Source organism: Lysinibacillus sp. BS3 (assembly GCF_039614735.1).
GTDB lineage: Bacteria > Bacillota > Bacilli > Bacillales_A > Planococcaceae > Lysinibacillus > Lysinibacillus capsici.
In genome coordinates, this window is record NZ_CP154860.1 from 1,394,004 (window position 1) to 1,413,152 (window position 19,149).

The 19,149-nt window shown below is 37.1% G+C and carries 18 protein-coding genes and 1 riboswitch; of the genes, 8 read left to right on the top strand and 10 right to left on the bottom strand.

Features of this window, described 5'->3' with window-relative positions; genetic code table 11:
- Positions 1–14: 14 nt before the first annotated feature.
- A complete protein-coding gene (locus AAJG31_RS07255; RefSeq protein ID WP_279494343.1) occupies positions 15–671 on the bottom strand; it encodes a hypothetical protein in 657 nt (218 codons plus the stop codon).
- A gap of 136 nt (positions 672–807) precedes the next feature.
- Positions 808–1,857, bottom strand: a complete 1,050-nt coding sequence (locus AAJG31_RS07260; protein ID WP_279494342.1) for a DUF418 domain-containing protein — start codon at positions 1,855–1,857, stop codon at positions 808–810.
- Between the two features lie 182 nt (positions 1,858–2,039).
- Here AAJG31_RS07260 and AAJG31_RS07265 point away from each other — a divergent pair, with 182 nt between their 5' ends.
- Complete coding sequence (locus AAJG31_RS07265) at positions 2,040–2,303, top strand: Parvovirus coat protein VP1-like protein (RefSeq protein ID WP_279494341.1); 264 nt, start codon at positions 2,040–2,042, stop codon at positions 2,301–2,303.
- A 24-nt stretch (positions 2,304–2,327) separates the two neighbouring features.
- On the opposite strand, the gene AAJG31_RS07270 is transcribed toward AAJG31_RS07265, so the two are convergent.
- Complete coding sequence (locus AAJG31_RS07270) at positions 2,328–3,113, bottom strand: GNAT family N-acetyltransferase (RefSeq protein ID WP_279494340.1); 786 nt, start codon at positions 3,111–3,113, stop codon at positions 2,328–2,330.
- 133 nt (positions 3,114–3,246) lie between these two features.
- Here AAJG31_RS07270 and AAJG31_RS07275 point away from each other — a divergent pair, with 133 nt between their 5' ends.
- Entirely contained in the window at positions 3,247–3,753 is a 507-nt protein-coding gene (locus AAJG31_RS07275; protein WP_103117649.1) for a GNAT family N-acetyltransferase, read from the top strand.
- 50 nt (positions 3,754–3,803) lie between these two features.
- Here AAJG31_RS07275 and AAJG31_RS07280 read toward each other — a convergent pair whose 3' ends face one another.
- Both AAJG31_RS07280 and AAJG31_RS07285 read right to left on the bottom strand, forming a co-directional pair.
- Positions 3,804–4,307 carry a pyridoxamine 5'-phosphate oxidase family protein gene (locus tag AAJG31_RS07280; RefSeq protein ID WP_279494339.1) on the bottom strand — a complete coding sequence of 168 codons (504 nt, stop codon included), beginning with the start codon at positions 4,305–4,307 and terminating at the stop codon, positions 3,804–3,806.
- Positions 4,308–4,475: 168 nt separating this feature from the next.
- Positions 4,476–5,339: an AraC family transcriptional regulator gene (locus AAJG31_RS07285; RefSeq protein ID WP_048391271.1), complete on the bottom strand. Its 864-nt coding sequence runs from the start codon at positions 5,337–5,339 to the stop codon at positions 4,476–4,478.
- A 278-nt stretch (positions 5,340–5,617) separates the two neighbouring features.
- Here AAJG31_RS07285 and AAJG31_RS07290 point away from each other — a divergent pair, with 278 nt between their 5' ends.
- The gene (locus AAJG31_RS07290) at positions 5,618–6,847 is read left to right on the top strand and encodes an MFS transporter (protein WP_048391272.1); all 1,230 of its coding nucleotides are present in this window, start codon (positions 5,618–5,620) and stop codon (positions 6,845–6,847) included.
- A gap of 24 nt (positions 6,848–6,871) precedes the next feature.
- Positions 6,872–8,278 carry a M20 family metallopeptidase gene (locus tag AAJG31_RS07295; protein ID WP_048391273.1) on the top strand — a complete coding sequence of 469 codons (1,407 nt, stop codon included), beginning with the start codon at positions 6,872–6,874 and terminating at the stop codon, positions 8,276–8,278.
- Positions 8,279–8,313: 35 nt separating this feature from the next.
- Here the strand turns inward: AAJG31_RS07295 and AAJG31_RS07300 are convergent, their stop codons facing one another.
- From AAJG31_RS07300 to glnA, 3 genes are all read right to left on the bottom strand, one after another.
- The gene (locus AAJG31_RS07300; protein ID WP_048391274.1) at positions 8,314–9,609 is read right to left on the bottom strand and encodes a transcriptional regulator; all 1,296 of its coding nucleotides are present in this window, start codon (positions 9,607–9,609) and stop codon (positions 8,314–8,316) included.
- Positions 9,610–10,067: 458 nt separating this feature from the next.
- A complete protein-coding gene (locus AAJG31_RS07305) occupies positions 10,068–10,262 on the bottom strand; it encodes a hypothetical protein (RefSeq protein ID WP_048391275.1) in 195 nt (64 codons plus the stop codon).
- Between the two features lie 85 nt (positions 10,263–10,347).
- On the bottom strand, positions 10,348–11,682 hold the full coding sequence (glnA, locus tag AAJG31_RS07310) for a type I glutamate--ammonia ligase (protein WP_048391277.1): 1,335 nt from the start codon (positions 11,680–11,682) through the stop codon (positions 10,348–10,350).
- A 585-nt stretch (positions 11,683–12,267) separates the two neighbouring features.
- Between glnA and AAJG31_RS07315 the strand changes: the two genes are divergently transcribed.
- From AAJG31_RS07315 to AAJG31_RS07330, 4 genes are read left to right on the top strand one after another with little or no spacing between them, the layout of a single operon-like run.
- Positions 12,268–13,401 (top strand): response regulator, encoded by a 1,134-nt coding sequence (locus tag AAJG31_RS07315; protein ID WP_048391278.1) that lies wholly within the window; start codon positions 12,268–12,270, stop codon positions 13,399–13,401.
- Positions 13,402–13,407: 6 nt separating this feature from the next.
- Positions 13,408–13,827: an ATP-binding protein gene (locus AAJG31_RS07320; RefSeq protein ID WP_279496436.1), complete on the top strand. Its 420-nt coding sequence runs from the start codon at positions 13,408–13,410 to the stop codon at positions 13,825–13,827.
- A 27-nt stretch (positions 13,828–13,854) separates the two neighbouring features.
- Positions 13,855–15,552, top strand: a complete 1,698-nt coding sequence (locus AAJG31_RS07325; protein ID WP_066036608.1) for a methyl-accepting chemotaxis protein — start codon at positions 13,855–13,857, stop codon at positions 15,550–15,552.
- 38 nt (positions 15,553–15,590) lie between these two features.
- Entirely contained in the window at positions 15,591–15,977 is a 387-nt protein-coding gene (locus AAJG31_RS07330) for an STAS domain-containing protein (RefSeq protein ID WP_009370722.1), read from the top strand.
- A 569-nt stretch (positions 15,978–16,546) separates the two neighbouring features.
- Here the strand turns inward: AAJG31_RS07330 and AAJG31_RS07335 are convergent.
- Both AAJG31_RS07335 and AAJG31_RS07340 read right to left on the bottom strand, forming a co-directional pair.
- Positions 16,547–17,893: a sodium-dependent transporter gene (locus tag AAJG31_RS07335; protein ID WP_066036662.1), complete on the bottom strand. Its 1,347-nt coding sequence runs from the start codon at positions 17,891–17,893 to the stop codon at positions 16,547–16,549.
- Between the two features lie 219 nt (positions 17,894–18,112).
- Positions 18,113–18,700 carry an ECF transporter S component gene (locus AAJG31_RS07340; RefSeq protein WP_036080135.1) on the bottom strand — a complete coding sequence of 196 codons (588 nt, stop codon included), beginning with the start codon at positions 18,698–18,700 and terminating at the stop codon, positions 18,113–18,115.
- Positions 18,701–18,918: 218 nt separating this feature from the next.
- Positions 18,919–19,104: riboswitch (FMN riboswitch) on the bottom strand.
- Positions 19,105–19,149 lie beyond the last annotated feature (45 nt).

A 19,149-nucleotide genomic window follows, 5' to 3' on the forward strand; every position in this document is an offset into this window, starting at 1 on the left:
TCCCTATCCTAACCTTACGAGGAGGACGAGCCGCCACGAGATGCCCCACCTGAACCAAAGCCCGATTTTCCTGTGCTTGAGGAAGAGCTATTGGAGTAGGAATTGGAACTCTTAGATGAACTATCCGTCGAATAGGAGCGTTGTCCACTCGAATAAGAATTTGATCCACTTGAAGTTGAGCTACCTGAAGTTGAACTAGCCTTATTTTGCGTACTGTTTGTTATACCATTTGTTTGTTTACTTTCATCCTTAGCGCTTGATGACGATCGTGGCACTGCTGAGCCGCCACCATTGCTTTGCTCATCCCGATCTGTACCATTTTTTAAATTGCGACTTTTATATATCGCACTTCCTATCATGGCTCCAGCCGTTGCATACATCAAACCATTAAAGAAATGCTGGGCATAGTAAGGTGAATTTTCATCGATACATTCAAAGGAACCATCATCACCTTCTTGCCATTCATCACAGGCATCAGCCATTTCACTATTGTAAACACTTTCTATTTCATCACTTGTATTTGCTTGATTTTGATCTCCAGTTATCTGATTAGAAGTAGTTAAAGGGTATTCTTCTGCTGTTTGAGTTTCACTATTCCCACATGCTGCAAGCTGTACAGCCATCAAAGATGCCGTTGTCACAGCCATGTATTTTTTTATTTGCTTAGCCATATTATAAACGCTCCTTTATTTCTGGTACCTAGTTTACGATTATCTCCTATTTTAGGTTTCATTTTTTACAAAAACATACAATTTATTTTAGCAGAAAAAATCCCAAACAGTAGGATTGTTTGGGATTTACAGTATTTTATGATTGTTTGGACACGACTTTTTTTCCATAAGTCATATATCGCCATAATTTTTCAAATGGTCCTATTGTAAAGAACTTAAACCAAATCACGCTAAAAATTATTTGAATGATAAACGTAATACTCGCTATCACTACAATATCTGATGGTGAAACTACTTCTAGCCCCATTAATGAAATAATGGCTGTTCCAATAAAGCTTTGCGCTAAATAGTTTGTAAAGGCCATTTGCCCCACACGTCCAATTGGCTGAAGTAGCTTCACTATTGTTTTATGTTCTAATAGAATAAACAAACAACTTAGATAAAAATAGGTTGTTGGAACAACCCCTAAGCCAATGATAGATTGAAGCTGTTGGTCATCTGCTTGTGAGGAAAACCAAATCCATAATGAGCATCCAATAAAGAACGGGAAAGTACTATAAAGCAACCATTTTATTTTTTGACTATGCGCTCCAATGTGCCCAATCCAATCAGCTTTTGCTACTAAAAATCCACTTAAAAACATAATAAAGATGGCTACGGCATCATTGCCTAAAAAGCCAAATATAGCTGACGAAACTGCATTAGACGGCATATACATTTGTCCTAATAATGCCAGAATATGCAGTGTGATAATCGTAAACAACCATTTAGAAATGGTTGAAACCTTCGCAGAGTAAAATGGTAGCAATAAAAAACCAATCACTGCGTAAATGGCTAGGATAGAGCCCCAAAAAATAAAAATATGAATAATACCTATAACCAATAGAGCCAATAAGCGTCTTGCAAAGCGCATTCTCGGTCTATCTCCCCGCGCTTCTGCACGTGTAGCAAAAATATAAAAACCAACCCCAAATAGGAATGAAAAGATAGAGAAAAATTTCTTTTCTATAAAAATATTAATAAGTGAATCAATAACTCCATTGATTCCGCTCATATCAGGCATTGGTGCACCCTCCATCAAGAGCTGATAGGCACCTACATTAATAAATAAAATACCAAATAACGCTAATCCTCGAATAATATCTAAGGCAATGATTCGTTCTTTTTGTGTAACGGATGGATTCATGTTGAAAAACTCCTTATCTTTTATGCTATAGCTAGCATAACTCCCCATCCTTACAAGTAATTATTTTTAAGCTTACGGGAACCTTACAAATCAAAAAGAATAGTCTTATAGTTTTTTATCCTCTTCTACGATGAAATATTACATATTTTATAGTAAAAACATCGAAAAGAGAGGTTTAGGAGATGAATAGAAATCGCAAGCTCGGTTTTTGTTATCCCGGCTACCGATACTGTGGTCCTGGCTGCTCAGGACCAGGTACGCCTACAAATGCAGTGGATGTTTGCTGTAAACTGCATGATGAATGCTATGAACGCCACGGTAGCACAAAGTACTGTGATGAATTGTTTCAACAATGCCTCCGTCCACATATGAACGCTCCAAATAAAATGGCTAGAGACGCTAGACTATTCTATCGAGTTTTTGAATTACGCAATCGTTTCTTTTAAAAGCAGATAAAGCTCACGATGTTTTTAATAACCGCGTGGGCTACTTTTTGTATAGATAGCATATTTTTGTGGTGTCGTAAAACCAAGCTTTGTGCCTAGGTGAATGGATCCTGTATTCGAAATGTCACAATCCCAACAAGGCTTTAGCTGGTTGACAAGACAATGATCTATAAATGTTTCTGCAATGCTACTTGCTAATCCTTGTCCTCTAAAATTCGAATCTGTCATAATATCAATTTCTGCATACTCATTTGATTTAAATATAGAGACCGCTTCACTAATGATTTGTTCTTTATGTACCAAACAAAAGCCAAAGCCATTTTTGAGGAAATTAGAGATAGAATCCCAATATTCCTCATAATATGTCTGATCAAATTCCAGTGAATTTTTAATCAAGGGTTCAGTAATAAATTTGACTTCGTAATCACTTTCCCCATGCTTCTCTCTATGATTATAAATATTTTCATCAAATGTAAATGTATAGCGTTCTAGCTTTCTCAGTTGATTATTTAACAATTGTTCGATTTTAGTATTCCACTGTTCTGAATAAGAAAATAAGGTAAACCGTTTCTGTTGTTCTATAGCCTGTTGCAAACAATAGGCAAGCTGATAATCAATCGAAGTCTTATTTTCATCGCCATATACATAGTATATCCCTGATTTCGTGTGAAATAATAATGTTTGAAAAGCAGCTGTATCGGAATAGACAGCTCCTTCTATCATTCGATCTAGTATACTATAAACAAATGTCGGGGCACTTGAAATAAATTGTTTAATGATAGGATATTGCTCTTCCGAGACTTTTATCATGCTATTTCCTCCAGTATTTTGCAGTATGTATCATTTCTATTATAATAAACTTATATCCATATGAAGGGACTGAATTATGCGCAGATAGCAATATTTTTCATCCAACATCATCATAATTTTGGAGGTAAAAGTATTGATTGAAAATATCGACACGGAAAGATTGCGGTTACAAAAAATGGAGAAAGCTGATGCTAAAAGTTTATTAACCATTTGGTCTGATCCTGATGTAACCAAGTATATGAACATTACACAGTTTACACAAGAAGAGCAAGCCTTGGAAATGATTGAACTTCTAGAACAATTAGCTAAGCAACACAAGGCAATCCGCTTCTCTATTTTTGAAAAGGCATCCAATCATATCATTGGGTCATGTGGCTTTAATATGCTTGATTATGACAATGCTCTAACAGAGATTGGCTATGATTTGGGCAAGGAATATTGGGGAAAAGGCTATGCAACAGAAGCTATAACTGCTTTAATTGATTATGCCTTTAAGCACTTAAAAATGGAAACCATTGTGGCAGAAGTTGACGCTGCCAATATCAATTCAATCAAGGTTTTAAAAAAATTGAATTTCATTTACCAAGAGAAGCACAATACTGATGATACTCTACAACTTTACACTTTAACAAAATCGTAAGAAGAAAAGGCTAAGCATGGTAGAATTCAACCAATACTTAGCCTTTTTGATTAATGATACATGCCGTGATTAATTTTCCCTGTCAGCTTTTCTATTTTTACTTCAAATAGTTCAATTTTCGGCATAATCGGATAGCCTTCTCTTTCAAATGTCCATTCAGGATTGCCATACTTCTCCAGTAACGCATCAAAGAACCATTCTTTTTTCGTTTCCTCTTCAATTCTTTCGATATGTCCAAACAAAACAACACTTTGATAAACTAGTGCGGATTGACAGGCATATTTTTTGCCTGGATGTAAATCACCCATATCGCAAACTTCTATACAAATTTTAGGATTTTGTTTGATATTTGACCAAAAGTGACTTTCTCGAAGATTACCAATATGCAAGTATAGTTTGTCCTCCCCTTCATATACATAGACAAACGGAATAACATAAGGAAAACCTTCCTCATCAACTGTTGCAACATGCGCAACTTTTCCCAACTTTAAGTATTGCTGTGCATCCTCTTGTGAAATTTCAACACGTTTGTTTTGAATCGTACCTCTCATCATTTCTTAACCCCCTCATGAAATTATGTAACGATTAATAAACACCGCTAAACCGTTCATTTTAAACATATATATATTTTACATCTTTAATAAAACTAAAAAAAGGGTAAATTTTTTTAATAGAATAATAAAAGCCAAGGATGCACTAGTATAGCATCCTTGGCTTTTTTGTTATTTAATTGGAATCCAAATTTCTGAATACGCATCAGGGCTATAAGCATCCTCTTCAGGATAAACCTCCAACTCTGCTGTTCCTGCTGGTTCATATGGGTTGGATGGGAACCACTCTGAATAAATTTGTTTCCACGTATTTTGCATTGCATCAGGCATAGGTCCATGTACTTCAAAGATAACCCATTTGGATGCAGGTACTTCCATTGTTAAGAGATCTTCCCCTACTTCTCCTACATGATCAGTAGCAATCCAATAATCAATGAAGCCCTTTTGTCCCTGTTCAGTATTTGGTACACAAACACCTAATACACCATTGACCGTGCCATTATTTAATTGGTATAGCTGGTGATCAAAGCCACTTTGGTTTACCTCTTGCCAAAATAGAGGTATTTCCGTTGTATTCTCCCCATTTTGACAGTTGTATGTTCTTTTTACACCCACAATTTGAAACTTGTCTTTTTCAATAATTTTATATTTCATTGGTTCTGCTCCCTTCAAGCTTACCTGTATGACCAGGCGATTATATGATTGTAATGGTCCTTGCTTCTTTCTTGCTTCACTAGGCGTAACATGGTGCTGTTTTCGAAACGCTTTAGTAAAGGCTTCAGGAGTTTCATAGCCGTATTTGTAGGCGAGATCGATTATTTTTTGTTCAGTACCCAGCAATTCTTGTGCAGCTAATGTTAATCTTCTTCGCCGCAGATAATCTGCAATAGACATATCTGTCAAAATGGCAAATGTTCGCTGAAAGTGAAAGACAGAAGAATTAACCTCCTGCGCAATCTGTTCAATCGTAATATCCTCTAATAAATGCTCCTCCATATAATTAATGGCCTTTTGTATCGACTCAATCCAACTCATTGCTTTCACTCCTTGATTCCATCTTAAAATAGATACTGCTATATAACCTGTCTTTTTATGCTAACTTTGGACAGGTTTTAAGGGAAGTATTTTTTATGATCTACTCCCCTTGCTTAATTTCGTCCTTTATCTACACTTTTTTCTCTATCTCCTCAAAATTTCATTGTACTCGAAATCAAAATATATTGAAAAATAACAATAATGTATTTATAATAACGGACAAGACCTTTATTGTCCTTAAATAAAAATAAAGCGTCCTAAAAAGGAGGAAGAATTGAATGAGTGAGTTACATACGCAATTGAGTGTTGGCAAACGAAATTTTATCTTTTCATTATTATTTCTAGCATGGTTAGTTGATTCATTAACATTGTTCGGTATGAATGTGGCCATTATCCCCATTAGCAAAGAATTACATTTAACACAGACACAAAGCGGGTTGGTCATCAGTAGCTTTTGGCTAAGCAGTGCACTGATGACATTGCTAGCAGGATGGGCCTCTGATAAGTTTGGCTCACGGAAAATAATTGTTATTGCTGTTTTCATGATTTCCCTCTTCTCCCTACTGACTGGGATGATTGGCTCTTTTATGGCAATCTTAGCTATTCGTTTTATTCTTGGTCTTGGTGATGGTGGTTTACCGACAGGCAGTGGCGTTGCCATTACGGAGATTTTCAAAAAAGATGTTCGTGCACGGGCTAAATCGATGCTTCTAGCTGCTCAATTAATTGGTGGTGTTCTTGCTTTGTATTTGGCTGGTTTAATTGCTGATACTTGGGGCTGGCGCACAATGTTTTACATTATTGGTGGTGTTGGTCTAATTGTCACTCTTTTATTGTTTAAGTTTTACAATCCCCCAAAGCTTATTAAACAACAGGTGGCAGAAACTTCAAATGGTCGTCCAATGAAAGAACTCTATAAAAGTTCATTTTTATGGATGCTTGTCGTGATGTACTTTTGCTCAAGTACAGTCCATTGGGGTTTCTCGTCATGGCTTCCCTCCTATTTGGAACAAACGCGGAATTTAAATTTACGAGAAGTCGGATCACTTGCTATGATTCCACAGGCTTGTGGATTAATCGCAGCTATTATCACAGGATTTTTAATTGATAAAGGACTTGCTGGAAAAGAAAAAATAATTGTATTGATTGGTGCCATTGTTTCAGGCCTATGCCTTTATATGATGTTTAATGCATCGAGTATTCAGTTAGCGATTTCCTTTCAGAGTATCTTCTCTATAGGGGATTCAGCCATTTCAATGGCAATTTTGGCCATTCCACTTAAGTATGTTTCTCAAAAAATTATAGGCTCTTTTTTAGGCATGATGTATTTCGCTAGTGGTATGGCTGGCTTTATTGCCCCAACAGCTATGGGTGCTCTTATTGATGGTTTTGGAGGCTCATTCCAAGCAGCCTTCTTCTTCCTAATCGGTGCCTTAGTCATCGTGGTAATCTGTGCGGTATTCTATAGAATTCCATCAAAGAATAGTAGTTTAATTGATCATGCATAAAAAGAAAGGTAAGGGTGAGTTTATTTGACCAAACATAGTAGACTATCACAAATTATTGAAGAAAAACGAGAAAAATTAATTGAAGTGAGTAATCAAATCTGGCAATATGCTGAAACAGGATTTGAAGAATTTAAATCTGCTGAACTATTAAGCAAAGCACTAGAGGATGAAGGTTTTGAAGTGGAGAAAGGTGTTGCCCAAATTGAAACCGCCTTCATAGGAACGTCTGGTCATGGCAATCCTGTTATCGCATTTCTAGGAGAATTTGATGCGCTTACTGGTTTAAGTCAACATGGCGGTATAGCGCAGCCAAATCCACAAGAAGCAGGAGGTAACGGTCATGGGTGTGGACATAATTTATTAGGTACAGGTTCACTTGGTGCTGCTATTGCATTACGTGATTACATGCAAGAGAACAATATCGAAGGAACGGTCCGTTATTACGGTTGTCCTGGGGAAGAAATCGGTGGCGGTAAGACCTTTATGGCAAGAGAGGGTGTTTTTGATGATGTTGATATTGCTTTGACTTGGCATCCAGGAACAACGAATAATATTATGTCGGTTGCCACACTCGCTTGTTACGAAGTGTACTTTAAATTCAAAGGTAAAAGCGCCCATGCAGCTGCTAGCCCTCACTTAGGGAGAAGTGCTCTTGATGCTGTGGAGTTGATGAATATAGGAGTAAATTATTTACGAGAGCATATCATTCCTGAAGCAAGAGTCCATTATGCCATTACAAATACAGGTGGTTTTTCTCCAAATGTTGTACAAGCAGAGGCAGAAGTTTTGTATTTTGTAAGAGCTCCAAGAGTTTCTCAAACGGAGGATATCTACCAACGTATTTGTGAAATTGCAAGAGGTGCTGCTCTGATGACTGGTACTGAGGTAGAAATAGATCTAGCTTCAGCTCTTTCTAATGTGCTTCCAAATACAACATTAGAACAGGTTATGTATGAAAATTTCATTAAATTAGGTACACCTTCTTATTCAGATGAGGAAATACAATTTGCTAGTGCTATTCGTAAAACACTATCGGAAGAGGAAAAAAAGGTGGATGTGCAAAGAAATCGTCAATTAGCTGGAAAAGATATTGCGGATATTATTGATCCATTTAAGCCTGATGAATTTATGGCTGGATCTACTGATGTAGGTGATGTTAGCTGGCTTGTCCCAACTGCACAATGCATGACCGCATGTGAACCACTTGGAACCCCTCTTCATACATGGCAAATCGTAGCAACAGGGACAACTTCCTTAGCACATAAAGGCATGCTTCATGCAGGGAAAGTTATGGCTTCTACAGCACTGGATGTCCTTCTACAACCAGAATTAATTGAACAAGCGAAGGCAGAATTAATTGAACGTCGAGCTGGTGAGGTATACACTTCCCCTCTGCCATCAGATGTAAAGCAATACAAAATTCGCTCATAGCATAACAAGAGAGTCCATATATCTATGGACTCTCCTTAGAATGGAGAAATTTTATAAACCTTACGTGGACGTCCGCGTGTATGGGGTTTCTCCTCTGCAACGACTTCAGCAAATCCTTTTTCCTCAAGGGTTGTTAATATTCTGCGCGCACTTCGAGCTGGTATCTGCATATATTTTGCTAGCTCATTAGCATTCAGCTCATCACTTGCTAATTTTTTCAATGAGGACTTTAACTTATTTAATGTCATCACACTTAAGGTGGTTTTCTGACTTAAAGCCTCTAATTCTTCTGAGGTATAGGAGTATGTAAGTTGTTCAGGCTTTCCAAGCGGTCCTGCAATTTTTTTATCATCAAAACAAACCATCCATGAACCCTTACCGCATTCCTTTGCATGCAATAAGGCATTTCCAGCGTTTATTTCTGCGTCATATACCGTTTGACCAATCCCAATTCCACAAGTCATGGCCTCTTGATCTAGCGGTGTGAAATCTTCTATATCAGGCATTTGGTTAAAATTCTTCGTTATATCCTCCATTAAGCCTCTCGTAGTGAAAATCACATAACGCCCAAATCTTGTAGATTTAATGGAACCATGGATGCTTTTTGTGTACGTCAGCAAATGCTCCATTATCTTAAGTTCCATTCTAAACAGCTCATCTGTTGAGAAGTTATTTTTTGCGATTCCTAAAAATGGATCAATTTCGATTATTTGTACAGCAATTTGAGTCGCCTTATAGCGTAGCATTTCATATGTTCGTAGCATATTCGTAATAACAGCCTCTACAGCCATCGAGGATGGGAACAATCGATAGGTTGGAACACCTAGCAGTTGTAGTTCATGATGAATGGGATGACCAGTAATGGCAGCCTTTGTTTGGCCACTTTCCCAAAGCTTAAAATGATAGTGCACAAGCTCTTTTAATGAAATTGTCTCCGATTCCACAAATTTAGGCTTTACTTCAATCCCTGCCTCCACCAAGGCCTGCTCCCATGCATCACTATTACCAGCATCGTAGCTAATTTCATTCACGTCGATTTTGTGTTCGTACAATACCTTTAACACGGTTTTATATAAGGATGATCCTTTATACATAACATAAAAAACTGGTGTCTTTAGTTGGTTCCAACTTTGCACAATATTATAGGTGATGGGCCCTGTACACAGCCACATATCCATTTCTTCCATCAATAAAGGTGTCACTTTTTCATCTAAATCCTCTTGTGCTAGACATTCTATCGAGGTAAATATAAACTCTGGCCAATTTTTCAAGACAGCTTCGACAAATTCAATCGAGTCTGAAGGGCCAAGAAGACCTAACCGTATTTTCAACCAAACCCCTCCTTTGTTCGATGAACATGATAATTTTATTATAGCAAAAGTATATAAAATACATATAAATTTCCGACAACTATCGATTTTCATTTACCCACTGTAAATATAAGAGAGGAGGTATTTTTTGTAAAATACCAAGGTGCTTTGGATAAAAAAACAGGTGTTTCCATCAAGTGGTAAAATGGCAGTAGAAAACTTTGAGGCACGCTACATTCGGCAGGATAACAAGCTATTTCATTAAGATTATTAAAGAAGTTATTATAAGACTTAATGAAGTTGTGGATGTTCATTACTTTGAAACTTACTGGTTAGGGAGAAAAATAATGATCCGTGATCCAGATGAATTAATTTATGACAATCCAAGGAGGAAGAAACCCGATTACCATTAACCTTTCCAACAATCGAGTTTATCTTTTATTAAAAAAAGTCACGTCTCATCGACATGACCCCTCTTGTTAAATAGTGTAATTGTTTTGCTGATAAATAATTAAAGCAGAATGGATGACTGTCTGCTCTCCAATAAAGAGCGTATTGTATTTGATATCAAGTATGAAAAAGCCTTTTAAATCTACTAAAGCACGGTTAATATCAAGTTCAAATTGAACAATATCATTGTTTTGAATTGTCACAACTTGAGTTATCTGTGTCATCGTTCACACTCCTTTAATCTTATGATAGAGCAAAAAGAAGTACATGTCACATAAAAAAGTTGGAGCTAAAAAAGCCCCAACACCTTTAGTACATCGTTAAATATTCCTCACGCTCCCAGTTATGGACACGTGTGCGATATTTATTCCATTCAATTTCTTTGGCAGCTGTAAATTTATCATAAATATGGTCACCCAATGCATCACGAACAATGGTATCCATCTCTAATTCAATTAGCGCAAATTCTAATGAGGATGGTAAACTATCAATCCCGTTCAACTCCCGATCTGCTGCTGTCATTTTATAAATATTACGGTCTACCGCGGCTGGTGGTGTTAAATCTTTTCGTATACCATCCAGCCCAGATGCTAGAATTACAGCCATTGCTAAATAAGGGTTTGCTGCTGGATCAACTGAACGCAATTCAATTCGTGTAGATAGCCCACGTGCTGCTGGAATGCGAATTAATGGTGAACGGTTTTGAGCAGACCATGCTACATAGCAAGGGGCTTCATAGCCAGGTACTAATCGTTTATAGGAATTGACAAGTGGATTCGTGATAGCTGTAAAGCCATGCACATGCTTCATAATTCCTGCCATAAAGCTACGTGCGGTTGCGCTTAATTGCAAGTCTGCATGTTCATCATAGAAGGCATTTTTATCACCTTCAAATAAAGAGAGATTAAAATGCATTCCTGAGCCATTGACCCCAAATAGTGGCTTTGGCATAAATGTTGCGTGGAGACCATGCTGTGCAGCAATGGTTTTTACCACCAGTTTAAATGTTTGGATATTGTCACATGCCTCAATAGCACTCGCATACTTAAAGTCGATTTCATGCTGGCCTGGTGCTACTTCATGATGAGACGCTTCAATTTCAAAGCCCATCCCCTCTAGCTCTAAAACAATATCACGACGACAGTTCTCTCCCAAATCAGTTGGCGCTAAATCAAAATAGCCTCCACTATCATTTAATTCCAGTGTCGGATGCCCTTTTTCATCCAACTTGAATAGGAAAAATTCAGGCTCTGGCCCTAAATTAAACGACGTAAAGCCCAGCTCCTCCATTTCCTTCAATACTCGTTTTAAATTGGAGCGTGGATCTCCTTCAAACGGTGTACCATCTGGTCTTGCAATATCACATATAAAGCGAGCTACTTTCCCCTTTTCAGCAGTCCAAGGAAAAATCACAAAGGTATTGATATCTGGCTTTAAATACATATCTGATTCTTCAATACGCACAAAACCTTCGATTGAAGAGCCGTCAAACATAACTTTATTATCTAGCGCTTTTTCTAATTGACTGACAGGAACTTCCACATTTTTGATTGTCCCTAAGATATCTGTAAATTGTAGGCGAATAAATTTCACATTTTCTTCCTTCACTCGGCGTATAATATCTTCTTTGGTATAATGTTTCATTCTTCACCACTCCAATGTAATTTTAATTAACACGTTTTTTATAACTGCTCTAAAAATACATTAAATTTGAAGAATAAGCAATATGTATGTAAGGTTTTATGACATGCTTTTTATCGAATATATTAATCCTTATTTTAGATTAATTTTTCTTACCACATTTCCATCTCAAATAGCGATCTTTCATCTTTAAAAAAGGGCAAAATTACTACTTTCTACAAAAGGCCTTTAGTCTTACAAAAATTCTTCGTCACTCTAAAAATGAACAGTCTAGTATCATGACTAGAGACGAAGTATTCACTATTTCCCCATGCATTAATTGTAGATATATCAAGAACATCGTTAAAAAGATAACCCGTGAACCCTATCCAAGAACCAAGATGTCAAAAATCCTATTGATTAAGTTTTACTTTATATCACAAAAGCCTTGTATAATGCGATATTTATTGGTAAATTTATAGCAAATTAGAATTTTAATTTATTCATATTATCAGTAAATACGGAGTATATAATTATGGTTAGAAATCATTATGTTGGCTTCCAGGAAATATTTAGTTATAGATACATAAGGCGGTGAATTAAGTAGGCATGTCAGTATTAATTATTGGCAGCGTAAGTAATGATGTGCTACGTCTGCAAAAATATTTTCATCGTATCAGCATCCCCAATATTTATTGCTTTTCAACAACGGAAGCAGCAATGAACTATTTAGTAGATTCAGCTTTGAAAGATGAGCTGGAATTAATCGTACTTGACACGAAAATGACACTCAGCAATTGCGAGGAAATTTGTCAGCACATTCATGTACTTAAAAATTGGATAGATGTCCCTATCCTTCTATCTACTACCTACGAAAAAAACATAACAATCGATAGGGTTTTTGAAGCAGGCATTTTCGACTTTATTTTAAAGCCGTTTGATTTTACTCACTTTAAGACTCGAATTCAAGTAGCCTTAAAATATCAGAGGGAAGCCAAGCTTCGAAAGCAGCAAGAAAGTATGATTCAAAAAGATTTATTTGTTGCAAAAAAATTCCAAAAGAACGCACTATCTCCTCCATTAAATCTTGAGCAAATACAGGTTGATGGTCTTTACGTAACATCCAATACACTAGGAGGTGACATGTACTGCTGGTTTAAGATTAATGACCATTTAACCGCCATTCTTCTGTACGATGCAATGGGGCATGGCATAGCTGCATCACTCGTTACTATGTCCATCAGATCATTATTAAAAGGAATGATTACTAAGTTAATTGATCCAGTAGCCGTAATCCAAGAACTTAACCGCCAAATTTACGAGCTATTTTCTGATGAGGATATGGACCGTTTTTTAATGACAGCAATCTACATACTTCTAGATACAAAAAACGGCACTTTGCACTATGTGAATGCGGCTCACCCTTCTGGTTTTTTATTTGGAAAATTTGGAGAAACAGTCTTCCTCCCAGCGAATACGCCTATCCTCGGACTATTCCCTACTATTCAAATAAATAAAAAAACAATACCTTTATCAGGCTGGCATCGTATTATTCTTTATACGGATGGATTATTAACATTGAACGAGCAAAACTCAATTGATATGGACTTTTTCTACGCCTATGCTTCACAGGATAACAGCTATGCACTACAAAAGTTTTCTCAAAAGTACAATTTATTTGATAATGATTACAGCGATGACATCACAGTCGTTTCAATAACAATTACATTAAAGGGTAGGTGATTGAAGATGGAATTCACACTCAATGTAAATCCTGATACACAAGCTATAGCCTTTATTGATCAAGTAATGGAGAATTATACAGAGTTATATAATCTACCTTATAAACGAGAGTTAAGATTTGTTGTTCATGAACTAGTCATCAATGCCGTAGAGGCTATGAGAAAAATTAATACACCCGCTCAAAAGAAGATTCAAATACAAGTAACTCAATCAAACGAAGAGATAAAAATAACAGTCACTGACGAAGCAAAAGGCATTGACGAAAAGGACTGGGACAAAGTTCTTCAATTCGATTTAGACAAATTTGATTATGCTGATCGTGGACGCGGTTTATTTTTTGTCAAAAATATGGTCGACCATATTTGGTTCGAAAATATTTCTGAAACAAAATTTTTAGTTGGTATTTCCAAAAAGATTCATCTATAAAGTAAACGTAAAATTGGGGGCGTTTTAATGAAGTTATCTATACGAAAGAAAATGAATCTGCTTATATTTGGTTGTATTATTTTACTTACTTCCCTTTTAGCAGGAGTCAATTTTTTTGTTGCCAAGAACAATCTATTAGAAAGTGCTGATACAAAGCTTTTATCAGATATACAGTTGAGCTATGAATATTTAGACGCTAAATATCCTGGTGAATGGTCCATTAAAAACAACCAACTCTATAAGGGCGATATCAATATGGTAGAAAACTTTGAGGTAGCTGATAAAGTTGGAGAACTCACAAACGGGAATGCTGTATCCATCTTTCAAAACGATACGCGTATAAGTACCAATATAGTGGATAATGGTGAACGCGCTTTAAATACAAAGGTTTCTGACGAGGTTGCTACTGTTGTACTAAAAGAAAAAAAGCGCTTTATCGGTTCTGCCAATGTCTTAGGAAGTTTGCATCAAGCAGCCTATGATCCGATTGTAAATAGTCAAGGCGAGGTTATCGGTGTATGGGCAACCGCTGTCCCTACCGCTCCTTATATAAGCATTGCCACAAAATCAGCACTGGAGAATGTAGCGATTTCCTTAGTGATCGCCATTGTAATGATTGGAGGAATTAGTTGGTTCTTACAAAAGCAAATTGTTAATCCTATTAACATTCTAAGTACCAATGCCAAGGAACTAGCAGAACTAAATTTAAATGTTAAACTGTTAAACCCTAAAGGCAAAGATGAAATCGCTGAATTAGCACGCGCATTTAGTAGTATGAAAAATCATTTAACAGAGACGATAAAAATTGTGGCTGGTAGTGCACATCAAATTGCAAAGTCATCACACACTTTGGCAGAATCATCACATCAAACAAGTGAAGCATCTAATCAGATCGCACTAACAATGAATGAAATCGCCGTTGGTACTACCACTCAATCTGATCAGGCTGAACGAATAGTTTCAATGATGCAAAAAACGCTTGAGGAAGTATCAAAGAGCTTACAAAAAGCTGAAATCACTTTAAATAGCGCTATCGAATCCACTCATATCGCACGTAAAGGAGAAGAAGCCATCAATGAAGCGATTATGCATCTAAGTGATGTTACGAAAACAGTGTCTTATGCAACAGATTCTATCCAAAAATTAGGCAAGCGCTCTGAAGAAATTGGTGGTATTATTACCGTTATCACTGGCATCGCAGAACAAACGAATCTGTTAGCACTAAATGCGGCCATCGAGGCAGCACGAGCAGGTGATCAAGGGAAAGGTTTTGCTGTCGTTGCATCAGAGGTTCGTCAATTAGCTGAACAGTCAAGTTTAGCAGCTGGACAAATTACTAATCTTATTAATGATATCCAAGCGGAAACATCTGTGACCGTACGAACAATGGAAAGTAATTTACTAGCTGTCGAGGAGCAAGTAACGATCATCAATAAAGGCGGAAGTGCCTTAAAAGAAATCGTGGAGAAAGTTGTCGAAACTGAAGAAGGTGTCGAACAAATGAAAGTGGCATTTACACATGTTAACGACAACTCCCTAGATGTGCAACAAGCCATTCAAGATATTTCTCGCATCATCGAGGACGCTGCAGCAGCTACAGAAGAGATTGCCGCAACCTCAGAAGAGCAATATGCGACTGTTGCCGAAATTACACAAAGCTCAGATGAGTTATCATCAATTGCTGATAAATTACAAAATGAAGTGAATAAATTTAAGTTTGAATAAATCCCCAAACAAGAAAAGAAAAATGGAGGCGCTATAGGATGAATCAGAAGAAAATTGCAATGAATATTGACACAAAGGCTGATTATATTGTGATTGCGTTTACAGGCGATTTAGAATACGGGATGATTGAAGAAATAAAGTCAGAGCTGCAAACACTTAGCTTAGACACAAAACACGGATACATTATCGATATGCAAAGGGTAACAAATATTGATAGTACTGGATTCGGTATGATCGTTAATTTTGCTAAGAAGGTGTCTGTAAAAGATAAGAAAATCGCCATTATTGTCGTCGATGATTTCATTCGCAACTTATTCGCTATTTCACAGGTTGATAAAGTATTCCCTATTGCCGAAAGTGAAGAACAAGCAAGGAAGATTATTAAAGAAGATTGGCTAGGTGAGCTATCACTTAACGATTATTAATCTCTATAATCATAATAAAAGGTGTATTCCTATTAGACGGAATACACCTTTTTATGTTGTTAAAAAAAGAAGAAGTCAACGGTAGAAATAGCAACTTTGCAAGGCGAGAGGTTGATTTCCGTTCCGCCAGCGTCCTTTCCAGGGGGGCGTCCGATGAGCCGCTAAATCCCATAGGAGTGACGCTATCAACCATTCTCCAAAGTGTCTTTACCTCATAGTAGCATAGTGATCAAATCACCCATTATCTGGATTCTTAGAGGGGATAGGCTCTTATTTTCAATGCGGTGAAGTGCTGAGTGACAACACCTCTTCATAAAGAGTAATGAACTCCTTTACTTTATTTGAAAACCTTTACTAAAAAGATTGAGATTTTTTGGGTTGGTGTGGAAGGCTTCTTGACTCCCGTGGGTTAACGAGACAGGTGAGCCCCTACACGGAGGAAGCTGCTAGCACTCGCCCACAGGAAAGCAAGTAGCCTTCAATAGAAATCCATTTCTACCTTTCTATTGGCTGTTATGTTTTTAACACTAAGAGAAGGTATTTTTCCTATGGCAGAATATACCTTTTCTTTAATACTGCAGTAGCATATTAACAAACACAACTAGAATGATAATCGGTACAACAACTAGCATTAACATACGATATGTCGAATAATAGCCTTGTCCCATTTGACTACCCGTTAGCAATTCTCTCTTCACAAAATCTTTATCCACTACATAGGCAATAAAAATAGCAATGAATAAATTCCCTAGCGGAAGCATGATATTCGACACTAAAAAATCGGTTGCATCAAAGATACTTTTCTCAAAAATCATTATATCCGATAAAACACTCGAAGAAAGTGCTGCTGGAATAGCTGCAATAAATACGACTATACCAAGTAAAAGTGTCCACATTGGACGGGATTTCTGACTATGCTCCATAAATGCCGCGACGATAATCTCATATAAACTAAATGATGACGTTAATGTAGCAAATAAAAATAGCAATAAAAACATGGCTAAAAACACTTCACCAAATGGCATTTGACTAAATGCTGTTGGTAGCACCATAAATAGCAAACCTGGACCCGCTGCTGGCTCTAAATCAAAGGCGAACACAACAGGGAAAATCGCTAAACCTGCTAAAAATGAAACAAGCACAGTTAACAGCACTACAGAACCCGCTGAATTCGGAAGACTGACATCTTTTTTTAGATAAGAGCTATATGTAACTAAACAAGAAAAGCCTACTGCTAACCCAAAGAACGATTGCCCTAGGGCTTCTAATAATGCCTTACCCGTAATATTCGAGAAATCAGGCCATAAGAAGAATTTTACCCCTTCCATTGCCCCATCTAATGTAACTGCACGCACAACAAGGACAATGAACATTATGAAAAGTAACGGCATCATCCATTTATTGGCCTTTTCAATCCCATTTTGTACACCTAATGAAATCACAAGTACGTTGGCTAATGTAAACAACACTAGACCAACTAGCGTAATCCAAGGCGTGCCTATAATTTTTCCAAATAATTCAGTTGGATCTACTGCTGGATCAATTACCGCGCCAGCTACACCTAGCCCGCTATAAATAAAGATCCAACCTCCAACTACGCTATAAAAAGTTAATAATAAAAAACAGCCTAGCACGCCCATTCGACCAATCCAAGCCCAGCCTGGCTTAGTTGGAGCAATTTTTTTATACGCTGTTACAGCCTCGGATTGTGTACCACGTCCTAAAACATACTCGGACAATAACATCGGTAGTCCTATTAACAAGGTAAATAACACAAAGATAAGGAAAAATGCTCCTCCACCACTTTGTCCTGTTACATAGGGAAGTTTCCAAATTGCCCCTAGTCCGATCGCCGCACCAGCTGATGCTAAAATAAAACCTAATTTACTAGACCATTGTCCTTTTTTTCCACTCATCTCTTCAAACTCCTCAAACATTCTAAACTCTTCTCTATTTTACATGAAAATATAGCTTTCGACTAGGTTATAATTATAAAGTACTAGTTAGCTTTTTTACCCCATTACTTTTTTCTATATTTATCCGTTAGTTTTGCCTTTCTATTCTTCACACCTTTCCCTATCCATCATTCCTTCCAACAAAAAACCTCAGGTATGTTCACCCGAGGTTAGTAAAAATTATTTTGTTATATAGATAGAACGCTGGCGGTCGATCCACTTGCGCATAGTTGTAAATAAAAACGCCATAATAGCCGTTAATAAAATACCTTTCACAATGTTAAATGGTAAAATCCCAGCGATAATCATTTTATAAAGTGAGTCACCTACAACAGGTTCCATTCCTAAGAAGTATGTGTACATCGGTAAAAATACTGCGTAGTTTAAAATACTCATCCCTACTGCCATTACGACTGTTCCAGTCGCTAAACCTCCAACAAGACCAGCAATTGTTTTAAAGCGATTAAAAATAAGGCTTACAGGCAAAATAAATAAAATACCTGTTGCAAAGTTGGCAATATGACCTACTGGCACACCTGTTGGCGTTCCAGAGAAAATCCAATCCAATACATTTTTAAATAATTCTACTAAAATACCAGCTACAGGCCCCATTGTGATGGCTGCTATTAATGCAGGCATATCACTAAAGTCGACTTCCAAGAATGCTGGGAATGGTGGAATTGGGAAATTAAAAAGCATTAATAAAAACGAAATACTGCTCAGCATGCCAATCGTAATAAACGATTGAAGTTTAACATTTTTCTTCATAGAAAACTCTCTCCTCTTTGCTGATTCAATCTCGCAAGAAGAAAGGTGACGATCTTTCAATTGTTAGCACGAAAAAAACCCTTATGCATAAAGAGCACAAGGGAGAAAGGCATGACGAATAGGCGTCAATTTAAACTATTTTTGAGCACTGTTTAAAAAGCCATACAAAAAAAGCGCTCGGTCATAGTTTATTTCATAACAATGAATGACGATCGTACCTCCATCTTCTCCCATCCAGACTTTAACTGTCGGCCTCGGAATCACACCAAGTCAGCCATGCAAATAAATTTGCACAGGTCGCGGGCTGAAGAGCGAAGCATAAACCATTCGAGTTAATGGAAACATTAACGGTTCACCACTCTATTACCGCCGGTCGGGATTTTCACCCTGCCCCGAAGATGAATCATATTATTTTATACTACAACCTTACTATAATTAATTATTAAGAA

Bases quoted from the DNA above. Each gene is read 5' to 3' on its own strand.
- AAJG31_RS07330 (WP_009370722.1), top strand. From the start codon at position 15,591: ATGAATCAGAAGAAAATTGCAATGAATATTGACACAAAGGCTGATTAT.
- AAJG31_RS07260 (WP_279494342.1), bottom strand. From the start codon at position 1,857: ATGAATCCATCCGTTACACAAAAAGAACGAATCATTGCCTTAGATATT.
- AAJG31_RS07305 (WP_048391275.1), bottom strand. From the start codon at position 10,262: ATGACACAGATAACTCAAGTTGTGACAATTCAAAACAATGATATTGTT.
- AAJG31_RS07315 (WP_048391278.1), top strand. From the start codon at position 12,268: ATGTCAGTATTAATTATTGGCAGCGTAAGTAATGATGTGCTACGTCTG.
- AAJG31_RS07335 (WP_066036662.1), bottom strand. From the start codon at position 17,893: ATGAGTGGAAAAAAAGGACAATGGTCTAGTAAATTAGGTTTTATTTTA.
- AAJG31_RS07340 (WP_036080135.1), bottom strand. From the start codon at position 18,700: ATGAAGAAAAATGTTAAACTTCAATCGTTTATTACGATTGGCATGCTG.
- AAJG31_RS07270 (WP_279494340.1), bottom strand. From the start codon at position 3,113: ATGATAAAAGTCTCGGAAGAGCAATATCCTATCATTAAACAATTTATT.
- AAJG31_RS07255 (WP_279494343.1), bottom strand. From the start codon at position 671: ATGGCTAAGCAAATAAAAAAATACATGGCTGTGACAACGGCATCTTTG.
- AAJG31_RS07265 (WP_279494341.1), top strand. From the start codon at position 2,040: ATGAATAGAAATCGCAAGCTCGGTTTTTGTTATCCCGGCTACCGATAC.
- AAJG31_RS07320 (WP_279496436.1), top strand. From the start codon at position 13,408: ATGGAATTCACACTCAATGTAAATCCTGATACACAAGCTATAGCCTTT.
- AAJG31_RS07285 (WP_048391271.1), bottom strand. From the start codon at position 5,339: ATGAGTTGGATTGAGTCGATACAAAAGGCCATTAATTATATGGAGGAG.
- AAJG31_RS07325 (WP_066036608.1), top strand. From the start codon at position 13,855: ATGAAGTTATCTATACGAAAGAAAATGAATCTGCTTATATTTGGTTGT.
- AAJG31_RS07280 (WP_279494339.1), bottom strand. From the start codon at position 4,307: ATGATGAGAGGTACGATTCAAAACAAACGTGTTGAAATTTCACAAGAG.
- AAJG31_RS07290 (WP_048391272.1), top strand. From the start codon at position 5,618: ATGAGTGAGTTACATACGCAATTGAGTGTTGGCAAACGAAATTTTATC.
- glnA (WP_048391277.1), bottom strand. From the start codon at position 11,682: ATGAAACATTATACCAAAGAAGATATTATACGCCGAGTGAAGGAAGAA.